10 protein-coding genes and 1 pseudogene are annotated in these 10,596 nt (G+C 28.8%); 6 read left to right on the top strand and 5 right to left on the bottom strand.

Going from position 1 to position 10,596, the window contains the following annotated elements:
- Window positions 1-119, bottom strand: a pseudogene (locus Q0352_RS07945) (zinc metallopeptidase); the annotation flags it as partial.
- Between the two features lie 78 nt (window positions 120-197).
- Here Q0352_RS07945 and Q0352_RS07940 point away from each other — a divergent pair.
- From Q0352_RS07940 to Q0352_RS07915, 6 genes are all read left to right on the top strand, one after another.
- Window positions 198-1,235 (top strand): asparaginase, encoded by a 1,038-nt coding sequence (locus Q0352_RS07940; RefSeq protein ID WP_299526259.1) that lies wholly within the window; start codon window positions 198-200, stop codon window positions 1,233-1,235.
- Between the two features lie 296 nt (window positions 1,236-1,531).
- Window positions 1,532-2,278, top strand: a complete 747-nt coding sequence (locus Q0352_RS07935; protein WP_299526256.1) for a MotA/TolQ/ExbB proton channel family protein — start codon at window positions 1,532-1,534, stop codon at window positions 2,276-2,278.
- Window positions 2,279-2,287: 9 nt separating this feature from the next.
- Window positions 2,288-2,749 carry a hypothetical protein gene (locus tag Q0352_RS07930; RefSeq protein ID WP_299526253.1) on the top strand — a complete coding sequence of 154 codons (462 nt, stop codon included), beginning with the start codon at window positions 2,288-2,290 and terminating at the stop codon, window positions 2,747-2,749.
- A gap of 6 nt (window positions 2,750-2,755) precedes the next feature.
- Window positions 2,756-3,376: a biopolymer transporter ExbD gene (locus Q0352_RS07925; protein WP_299526250.1), complete on the top strand. Its 621-nt coding sequence runs from the start codon at window positions 2,756-2,758 to the stop codon at window positions 3,374-3,376.
- A gap of 9 nt (window positions 3,377-3,385) precedes the next feature.
- Window positions 3,386-3,856, top strand: a complete 471-nt coding sequence (locus tag Q0352_RS07920; RefSeq protein WP_299526247.1) for a biopolymer transporter ExbD — start codon at window positions 3,386-3,388, stop codon at window positions 3,854-3,856.
- 80 nt (window positions 3,857-3,936) lie between these two features.
- The gene (locus Q0352_RS07915) at window positions 3,937-4,611 is read left to right on the top strand and encodes a porin family protein (RefSeq protein WP_299526244.1); all 675 of its coding nucleotides are present in this window, start codon (window positions 3,937-3,939) and stop codon (window positions 4,609-4,611) included.
- Here the strand turns inward: Q0352_RS07915 and Q0352_RS07910 are convergent.
- From Q0352_RS07910 to Q0352_RS07895, 4 genes are all read right to left on the bottom strand, one after another.
- Entirely contained in the window at window positions 4,599-5,207 is a 609-nt protein-coding gene (locus Q0352_RS07910) for a hypothetical protein (protein ID WP_299526241.1), read from the bottom strand. The two genes, Q0352_RS07915 and Q0352_RS07910, sit on opposite strands and share 13 nt — an antisense overlap.
- A gap of 23 nt (window positions 5,208-5,230) precedes the next feature.
- Window positions 5,231-6,688: an RNA polymerase factor sigma-54 gene (rpoN, locus tag Q0352_RS07905; RefSeq protein WP_299526238.1), complete on the bottom strand. Its 1,458-nt coding sequence runs from the start codon at window positions 6,686-6,688 to the stop codon at window positions 5,231-5,233.
- A gap of 77 nt (window positions 6,689-6,765) precedes the next feature.
- A complete protein-coding gene (asnS, locus tag Q0352_RS07900; protein WP_299526235.1) occupies window positions 6,766-8,199 on the bottom strand; it encodes an asparagine--tRNA ligase in 1,434 nt (477 codons plus the stop codon).
- An 88-nt stretch (window positions 8,200-8,287) separates the two neighbouring features.
- The coding region (locus Q0352_RS07895; RefSeq protein ID WP_367274617.1) for an RND family transporter at window positions 8,288-10,596 on the bottom strand (2,309 nt) is incomplete at its 5' end.

Here is a 10,596-nt window from a genome sequence, read left to right as displayed (position 1 = left end):
CCACTCAATCCATTTCGTAATTGAATTTTTGAATAGTGATTAAATTTGCTTTTTAATTTTCTACTTACTAGCCAGCTAATTAAAGAGATAGCGCCAATTATTATATAAAAACCGATCATAAATTTCTTTTTAAATTATTATATTTTATTTCGGTAAATTTACATCATAAATTATTCCAAAATATATCAACAGACAAAATGACAAAAATTCCAAATATACTTTTAATTTATACTGGTGGTACCATAGGTATGGTTAAAGATTACAAAACAGGAGCTTTACGTAGCTTTAATTTTGATAAGCTAATAAAACACATTCCTGAAATTAATCATTTAAAATGTACCATTAATACTATTTCATTTGAAGAGCCTATTGATTCATCAAATATGAATACCGAGGATTGGGTTGTTATTTCTGAAATTATTGAAGATAATTATGACAAATTTGATGGTTTTGTTGTTTTGCATGGATCTGATACGATGTCATACACAGCATCAACTATAAGTTTTATGTTTGAAAATTTATCAAAACCAATAATTTTTACAGGATCACAATTGCCAATTGGAGATTTAAGAACCGATGCAAAGGAAAATTTGATTACTTCTATAGAAATAGCTTCGGCACAAGAGAATGGAAATCCAATAATTTCTGAAGTATGTTTGTATTTTGAATACAAGTTGTATAGAGCTAATAGGACTACTAAAGTAAATTCGGAGCATTTTGAAGCATTTACTTCACCTAATTTTCCTCCATTAGGAGAAAGTGGAGTCCATTTAAAATTTAATAAACAATTAATTTACAAGCCAACAATTATAAAACCTTTAAAAGTTAGAAAGCGATTAGATAATAATGTAGCCATTTTAAAAATATTCCCTGGAATTACTAAAGTTGTTATTGAAAGTATATTAAGTAGTAAAGGGTTAAAAGGGGTAATTTTAGAAACTTTTGGTTCTGGAAATGCACCTACTGAAAAATGGTTTATTGACTTATTAAAAGAAGCTATAAAAAAAGGGATACAGATTGTAAATGTGACGCAATGTGTTAGTGGAAGTGTAATTATGGGGCACTATGAAACAAGTATTGAACTTGAAAAGATAGGAGTTATAAGTGGGAATGACATTACAACTGAGTCAGCATTGGCAAAATTAATGTATCTATTAGGTGAGAATATTCCTAAAAATAAGTTTAAATATTTTTTCGAAACAGAATTAAGAGGAGAGATAACTATTATTGATTAATTTTTATTGAACTAAATTTGAGTATTTTAAATTTATTTTCAACAAAATAAGGTATTTTGGATTGATTTTTGTTGATAATAAAAAAAAACAGAGTTTTCAAAAAAATAACTTAAAGTGGGTCTAAAATTTTCAGAATTCAACAATTTTTTGTTACTTGCCATTCGCAAATGAAGTTGAGAAGAGTTGAATAAGATATTTTAAAAAGACTTTGAGAACTTTGTATTAACAGATATATTTGCTTTGTGAAAATTATTATATATTTAAACCGAAAAATTAATAAATTAACTATTTAGACAATGAAAAGAGTATTTACTATCCTTGCAATTACAGGGTTATTGTTATTTGGAGCAGCACCTAAAGCTATTGCACAAGATGCAGCAAAAACGGAACAAGTTGCAGATGCAACAGAATCGAAAACATTTCACCAAGAATTAAAACAACGTTTTATTGAAGGTGGACCATTCTTTATGGGAATTGTATTAGTAGCCTTAATTTTAGGTTTAGCTATTGCAATTGAAAGAATCATTTATCTTAATATGGCGACAACTAATACTAAGAAATTAGTAAATAAAGTTGATGAAGCTTTACAATCAGGTGGTGTAGAAGCAGCAAAAGAAGTTTGTAGAAATACAAAAGGTCCTGTAGCTTCAATATTTTACCAAGGATTAGATAGAATGGATGAAGGAGTAGACGCAGCTGAAAAAGCAGTTGTTGGTTACGGTGGAGTTCAAATGGGGTTATTAGAGAAAAACATTTCTTGGTTATCATTATTTATTGCTTTAGCACCAATGCTTGGTTTCATGGGAACTGTAATTGGTATGATTGGGGCATTTGACTCTATTCAAGCAGCGGGTGATATTTCTCCAACAGTAGTTGCGGGTGGTATTAAAGTTGCCTTATTAACAACAGTGTTTGGTTTAGTTGTAGCAATTATTCTTCAAGTTTTTTATAATTACATTATCTCTAAAGTTGATAGTATTGTAAATAATATGGAAGATGCTTCAATTTCACTTGTTGACCTTTTGGTTAAACACAAAAAATAATATTAAATTATGAATACGAAATTATCAAAAATATTAACATTAGTCGCTGGACTAATAGGGTTAATAGGTTTCTTTTTCTTCGTCAGAATTTTGATTGAAGGTGATGAAGTTCTTAAAGTAGATGCAGACCTGCAAAATAGTATTTTGTCTCCATTTATTACATTTTCACTTGTTATATTAGCAGTTACAGCTATAATTTCTGTTGCTTTTTCAGCTTTGAATATGGTTAAACACCCAGATGTATTAAAAAGAACATTAATGGGAGTTGGAATTTTACTTGTATTTTTAGTTGTTGCTTATTCTTTAGCAGATGATGGAGCAGTTACGTCTATGGGTAAAGTTTTAGAATATGGAGAAGCTGGTAGTATATCAAAATGGGTGAGTACAGGTATAAACTTTAGTGCCATATTAGGTGTTATTGGTTTTGGAGCATTCTTTTTTGACTTTGTTAAATCATTAGTAAAAAATTAACTGAAAATGGCAAGAAGACAAAACTCAGAAATTAATGCTGGTTCAATGGCAGACATTGCGTTCTTGCTTCTAATATTTTTCTTAGTAACAACTACTATGGATGTTGACTCAGGTATTGCACGTAAGCTACCAGAGAAAACACCACCAGATCAAAATATTGATATCATTGTTAAAGAAAAGAATGTATTAGATATTGTTGTAAACCGTAACAATCAGCTTTTAGTTGAAAATGAATTTGTACAGGTTACAGATGTCAAACGATTGACAATGCAATTTATTGACAATGGAGGTGGATTATCAGCTCCAAAAGATGGTAAACCAGGAGAACCTTGTGATTATTGTAATGGTAACAAGTTACCAACATCTTCAGATCATCCAACAAAAGCAGTTATATCTTTGCAAAGTGATAGAGGTACAACTTATGGTATGTATGTTTCAATTCAAAATGAAATAGAAGGAGCTTATAACGAATTAAGAAATAAATTAGCCTTAAAAAAATATAAGAGATCTTATAAGGATCTTTTAGATGACTACAAGAATAATGGATCGGAGAGTTTGAAAAATAAGATAGACTTTTTGAAGGACAGTTACCCTCAAATAATCTCTGAACCAGAACCAATTAAATAATATCAGAATATGAGTAAATTTAAAAAGAAGAAAAAAGGATTGCCTGCTATTTCTACAGCATCCTTACCTGATATTGTATTTATGTTGTTGTTCTTTTTTATGGTATCAACTACTATGAGAGAAACTGATTTATTACTAAAAAAACCAGTTCTTCCAACTGCAAGTGAAGTGAAAAAACTTGAGCAAAAGAGTTTGGTAAGTACTATTTATGTTGGTAAATCTAAAGATTCTAGAATATCGGGAGATAAAATTCAAGTAAATGATAAAATTATTGATGTAAAAGATATTCCTAGTTTTATATTTGCGGAAAGAGCTATTAGAAGTGAAGATGAAATTAAATTTATGACAACTTCTATAAAAGCAGATAAAGAAGCTAATGTTGGTACAATATTAGATATTAAAGAGCAATTAAGAGATATAAATGCTTTAAAAGTTAGTTTTTCAACAACAAAAGGAACTAACTTAAAATCGAATTATTAGAAATATAATTCTTCAATTTATTTAAGGCAATCAAAGACTATTTGATTGCCTTTTTTGGTTTTATACAGTATATTTGTTTTATGAGTAAATATTGGATTATAATTAGTTTTTTATTATTCTTTTTTAATCTTGAAGCCCAAGTTAATAAGGATAGCATTGATTTGAGATACTTGGAAGATCAAATATATTTATCTCTAACATATAATATATTAACTGATAAGCCTTCTGATGTTGCTCAAAATGGGTTTTCAGGAGGTGTTTCGTTTGGTTTTATAAAAGACATCCCCTTTAATGAAAATAGAAATTTTGGTATTGGTATTGGTTTAGGTTATGCTTACAATGCATTCATTCAAAATTTGAAGATATCTACAGAAAATCAAATAACCTTGTTTGAAGCCGCTCAAGACTATGATACAAATAGGTTTGGTATTAGTGCTTTAGAAATGCCAATTGAAATTAGATGGAGAAACTCAACGCCTCAGAAATATAAATTTTGGAGAGTTTATGGAGGTGTAAAACTTGCCTATGTAGTTTCCGCTAAAACGATATATAGAGATACAGATGAAAATATTTCAACTAAAAATGTATCAGAATTCAATAAAATTCAATACGGATTGACACTATCAACAGGTTTTAGTACTTGGAATTTATATGTTTACTATGGTTTAAACCCTATTTTTAAGAGTGTGAATTTTAATAATGAAAAGTTAGATTTAAAAGAATTTAATGTAGGTTTAAAATTCTATATAATGTAATATATTCCATAAACAATAAACTGAGAAAGTATTCCAATCGTGTAACCTAATAATACTTCACGAATAGAATGTGCCTTTAATCTCAATCTTGAAGTTGCAATTAAGCCGCTTAGCATAAAGAATATTGATAATAAGATGATTAAATTTATTTTATAATGGAAGCTAAAATAAATCAAAAACCCTATTAATCCGCCAATTGCAGATGTATGTAAACTTATTTTAATTTTAAAATATAAAAATATATATGTGAAAATTAACACCAAACCATATCCAAAATAAAATAGGGATAATATATCTACAACAGTAGATTTAAAGAGCCAATTTCCTATAATATAGCAGATAGAAATAAATAATAATGTAGGGAATTTTCGCTCTTCAATAGTAATCATATGGTAGCTATCTATCATTTTAAACCTTCTAAGTAAAATTAATAGAAAAAGAGGGAAAACATAGGTTCCAATAAATATTACGGTTATAATTAGATGCTCTTGAGGTTTAAATATATATTCAGGAATTAAGAGAAAATATAAAATAGTACCAATAATTGGAAAATTTATTGGATGGAAAAAATAAGAAACAAATTTGAAAAATTTCATAGTTAATTTTGTGAAGGCTTTTATTACATTTCTTTTCTTAATCTAGCGACTGGAATATCTAATTGTTCTCTATATTTCGCAATAGTTCTTCTTGCTATTGGATAACCTTTTTCTTTTAGTAGAACAGCTAACTTGTCATCGGTTAAAGGTTTCTTTTTATTTTCTTCATTTATAACAGTTTCTAAGATGTTTTTTATTTCCCTTGTGGAAACATCTTCTCCTTGGTCATTTTTCATTGATTCAGAGAAGAACTCTTTAATTAACTTTGTTCCATAAGGTGTTGATACATATTTGCTGTTTGCAACTCGTGAAACAGTGGAAACATCCATATTAATCACATCAGCAATATCTTTTAATATCATTGGTTTTAGTTTTCGCTCATCACCAGATAAAAAATATTCTTTTTGATGTTGAATAATAGCATTCATATTTAAAAATAATGTTTGCTGCCGCTGTTTTATGGCCTCAATAAACCATTTTGCAGAATCTAGTTTTTGTTTGATAAACTGTACCGCTTCTTTTTGTGATTTAGATTTATCTGTAGCGTCTTTATATCCTTTTAATAAATTGTTGTATTCATTTGAAATATGAAGTTCAGGAGCATTTCTAGAGTTTAAAGTAAGTTCTAGCTCACCTTCAACAATTCTAACAGTAAAATCTGGTACAATTTGTTCAGCAATTTTATTACCTCCAACAAATGACCCACCAGGTTTTGGGTTTAATTTTTCAATTTGCTGAATACCTTCTTTTAATTGATCTTCTGAAATATGAAATTTTTGTAGTAATTTTTTGTAATGTTTCTTTACAAAATGGTCAAAAGATTGTTCTAAAATATTAATAGCAAGTATTCTGCTTGGTTTCTCGATTTTACGTTTTAATTGAATTAATAAACATTCTTTTAAATCACGCGCACCAACACCTGCAGGGTCTAATTGTTGTACTAATTTAAGAAGTCTTTCTAATTCTTCTTGAGTAGTGAAAATATTTTGTGTAAAAGCTAAATCATCTAAAACATCAATTAAATCTCTTCTAATATAGCCACTATCATCAATACTTCCAATTAAGAAATCGGTAATTATTTCTTCTTCTTCTGTAAGTCTATATGTGTTTATCTGAGTTTTTAAATGTTGTGTAAATGAAGTTCCAGAAGCATAAGGGATATGTTTATCTTCATCATCAGCAGAATAGTTGTTTGCTTGTGTTTTGTAATTTGGAATTTCATCATCACTTAAATATTCATCAATATTTATGTCGTCAGTATCAATATTTTCATTTCCAGATTCATCATATTCATCTTCTGATTGCGAGTCGCTGTATTCATCCTCATCATCTTTTCCACTTTCTAATGCTGGATTTTCTTCCAATTCTTGCTTTAAACGTTGTTCAAATTCTTGTGTAGGTAATTGAATCATCTTCATCAACTGAATTTGTTGAGGAGATAATTTTTGTAATAATTTAAAATTTAAACTTTGTTTTAACATTGATAGGTTTGAAATGACTTTGGTTAAAAATACAAAAAAAACATAGTATAAAATACTATGTTTTTTAATTTTGTGAATTAAAATTCAGCATTTTGTGGTGAACGTGGATAAGGAATTACATCGCGTATATTTCCCATACCTGTTGTAAATTGAACTAATCGTTCAAAACCAAGTCCAAAACCACTATGTACAGCCGTTCCAAATTTACGAGTATCTAAATACCACCATAATTCTTCTTCGTCAATATTTAATTCAGTTATTTTTTGTTTTAAAACATCCAAACGTTCTTCACGCTGACTTCCACCAACTATTTCTCCAATTCCAGGGAATAAAACATCCATTGCTCTTACTGTTTTCCCATCATCATTTAAACGCATATAAAATGCTTTAATATTGGCTGGGTAATCAAATAAAATAACAGGACATTTAAAGTGTTTTTCAACTAAATAACGTTCATGCTCACTCTGTAAATCTGCACCCCATTCGTTAATTAGATATTGAAATTTTTTCTTTTTGTTAGGTTTGCAATTTCTTAAAATATCTATTGCTTCCGTATAACTAACACGTTTAAAATTATTTTCAACAACAAAATTCAGCTTTTCTATCAAAGCCATTTCACTGCGTTCTAAAACAGGTTTAGATTTATCTTCTTCAACCAATCTGTTATCTAAAAAGGCCAAGTCATCTTTGCAATTTTCTAAAACATATGAAATAACAGATTTAATAAAATCTTCTGCCAAATCCATATTGTCATCTAAATTATTGAAGGCAACTTCAGGTTCAATCATCCAAAATTCAGATAAGTGACGTGTTGTATTTGAATTTTCAGCTCTAAAAGTTGGACCAAAAGTGTATACTTTACCTAAAGCCATTGCATAGGTTTCGGCTTCTAGTTGACCTGATACTGTTAGACTTGTTGTTTTTCCGAAGAAATCTTTAGAGTAATCAATAGTTCCGTCTTCTTTTTTTGGAAGTTTTTCTGCATTAAGTGTTGTTACGTTGAACATTTCACCAGCGCCTTCAGCATCAGAACCTGTAATTATTGGTGCATGAAAATTATAAAAACCTTTTTCAACAAAATATTTATGAACTGCAAATGACAATGCAGAACGTAAACGCATTACTGCACTAAAAGTATTTGTTCTTATACGTAAGTGAGCGTTTTCACGTAAAAACTCTAAACTATGCTTTTTTGGTTGTATTGGGTATTCTTCAGGATTACAATCTCCTAAAATTTCTATTTCAGAAACTTTCACCTCTACATTTTGCCCTTTTCCTTGGCTTTCAATTAAGGTTCCTTTTATGGATATAGCAGCACCTGTGGTAATACGTTTTAAAATATTTTCGTCAGTATTTTCAAAATCTACAACACATTGAATATTATGAATAGTTGAGCCATCGTTTAAAGCTATAAAACGATTTGCTCTAAATGTTCTTACCCAACCTTTTAAGGTTATTTCTTGTAAAAATTTACCTGAACTTAATAGTTCAGCTACATTGGTTCTTGTCATAATCTAAATTTTAAGAGTTGCAAATATACATGAACAATTGATAATTGACAATTGCTAAGTAAAGATTGAAATTGTTTGAAAATTACGTTTATTTATCTTCATTATTATCTTTAGTAGTCAAAATATCAAGTGTTGGTTCTTTAAATATTTCTTTATTTGCGATACTTTTTTCTAATGAAAGTAATAAAGAAGGTAATAGTAATAAATTAGATGCCATTGCAAATAATAAAGTGACAGAAACCAAACCGCCTAAAGCTATTGTACCACCAAAACTTGAAACTGTGAACACTAAAAATCCAAAAAATAAAACTATTGAAGTATAAAACATGCTTACACCAGTTTCGCGTAATGCTTTATAAACAGATTGTTTAATACGCCAATTATTAGCTATTAACTCTTGACGATATTTTGCTAAAAAGTGAATAGTATCATCAACTGAAATTCCAAAGGCAATACTAAAAACTAAAATTGTAGAAGGTTTTATAGGAATGCCTAAATATCCCATTAATCCTGCGGTTATTAGCAGCGGAAAAATATTTGGTAATAATGAAATTAAAATCATTCTAAATGAACGAAACAGGAAGGCCATAAAAATAGCAATTAATAAAATAGCTAATGAAAGTGAAATCATTAAGTTGTGAATTAAAAAATTTGTACCTTTTAAAAACACCAAGGCTTTACCTGTCATAGTAACGGTATAGTCTTCCTTAGGAAATTCTTTGTCTATTTTTTGCTGTATCCGGTCTTCAATAATTTCCATTTTATCAGTCCCAATATCTTTCATGAAAGTTGTAATACGAGCATATTGCCCCGTAGAATCAACAAAATTATCCATTAAATTATTGCTAGAAGTAGAGTTTTTAGAATATGATAAAATCCAATTTTTTTCTTGATTCGTTGGTAACTGATAGTATTTGGGATTTCCACCATAAAATGCTTGCTTGGAATATTTAACTAAATTTAAAACTGAAATTGATTTCGAAAGCTGTGGTATTTCATCAATAGTTTCATTAAGTTCATTCATACGCTTAAGCGTAGAAAGTTTCATAACACCTTTTTCTTTTTTAGTATCAATTATAATTTCTAAAGGCATAATACCACCAAATTCCTCTTCAAAAAACAGAATATCCTTAAAGAATTCTTCACCTTGAGGCATGTCTTCAATAATACTTCCAGAAACTTTAATCATATACACTCCATTAATACTCACAATCATCAAAATAATTGTTACTATGTATACTGAAATTCTATGATTTCTAACAATAGATTCCATCCATTTGATAATGGCATCAATCCATTTTCTTTCCAAATGTTTTAAGTGTTTTTCCTTTGGCAAAGGCATAAAACTATACATAATTGGTATTATAAATAACGCCAAAATAAATATCCCTAAAATATTAATTGAAGCAATAGTACCAAACTCTCTTAAAAGTTGACTTTTAGTAAAAATAAATGTTGCAAAACCAGAAGCAGTAGTAACATTGGTCATTAAAGTTGCATTACCAACTTTTGAAATAACGCGTTGTAATGATTTGGCCTGATTACCGTGTTTTTTTATTTCTTGCTGGTATTTATTTATCAAAAATATGGCGTTTGGTACTCCAATAACAATGATTAAAGGAGGAATTAGTGCCATTAAAACGGTTATTTCATATCTAAACAAACCTATGATCCCAAATGCCCAAACTACACCAATACTCACTACTAAAAGCGTTATTAATGTTGCTCTAATTGAACGGAAGAAGAAAAAGAAAATTAAGGCTGTTACACCTAAAGCCAACCCTACAAAAATACCAATTTCATCAATAATATTTTGAGCATTCATGGTGCGTATGTATGGCATACCAGAAACTCTAATATTTATATTGTGGTCTTTTTCAAATTGTTCAATAGTTGGATTTAATATATTGAAAACGAAGTCTTTACGAATGGATGTATTTACAATTTCCTTCTTTAAATATATAACAGTTCTAATAGTTCCAGATTTCTTATTGAATAAAAAATTATCGTAAAAAGGAAGGTTTTCAAAAAGCTCAGTTTTAATTTTTAGAACGTCCTCAATGGTTTCAGGAGTTTTATTATAAAGTGGCTCTAGATCAAATCTTTGTTCTTCAGTGTTTTTCTTTAATGTTTTGATATCTCCAACAGCAATTGTGAAGTCTATTTCAGGAAAACTACCTAATTTTTTTGATAGATTATTCCAAGCATTGAACTTTTTTGGTGTAAAAATTGTTGAATCGTTAGTTGCTAAAATTATAAGATTACCTTCTTCACCAAAAAGTTCTAAAAAATGATCATATTCAATGTTAACTTTATGATTTTCGGGTAATAAATTAGCTTCAGTATTAGAAAAACGCATGTACTGCATTTGTGAAGCCAAAAAGCATGTAAAAGCTG

The organism is uncultured Lutibacter sp., assembly GCF_937891065.1.
Taxonomy (GTDB): domain Bacteria; phylum Bacteroidota; class Bacteroidia; order Flavobacteriales; family Flavobacteriaceae; genus Lutibacter.
This window is presented reverse-complemented; position numbering and strand designations above follow the sequence as displayed.